1 protein-coding gene is annotated in these 402 nt (G+C 69.4%); it reads right to left on the reverse strand.

All coding sequences use genetic code 11. From position 1 onward, the window contains the following. Positions 1–402, reverse strand: a 402-nt coding sequence (locus tag EJ913_RS31340; protein ID WP_127005233.1) for an ATP-binding cassette domain-containing protein, incomplete at both ends; no start/stop codon positions are given.

Consider the following 402-nt stretch of genomic DNA (forward strand, 5'->3'; position numbering starts at 1 on the left):
ACCCTCGGCCAGGATCTCGCCGCGCCGCAGCACGGTGATGGTGTCCGACAGATGCGCGACGACCGAGAGGTTGTGCTCGACCATCAGCACGGTGCGGTCGGCGGCGACGCGCTTGATCAGCGCCGCCGTGCCCTCGATGTCCTCGTGGCCCATGCCGGCCAGCGGCTCGTCGAGCAGCATCACCTCCGGGTCGAGCGCGAGCGTGGTGGCGATCTCCAGCGCGCGCTTGCGGCCGTAAGGCAGGTCGGCGGCGGTGTGGTTGGTCCAGGGCGTCAGGTTGACGGACTCGATCAGCTCATGCGCCCGGTGGTGCAGGTCGTGCAGGCTGGCTTCCGACTTCCAGAAATGGAAGCTGGTGCCGAGCGGGCGCTGGAGGGCGACGCGGACGTTCTCCAGCACGGT

This window comes from Azospirillum doebereinerae, assembly GCF_003989665.1.
GTDB lineage: Bacteria > Pseudomonadota > Alphaproteobacteria > Azospirillales > Azospirillaceae > Azospirillum > Azospirillum doebereinerae.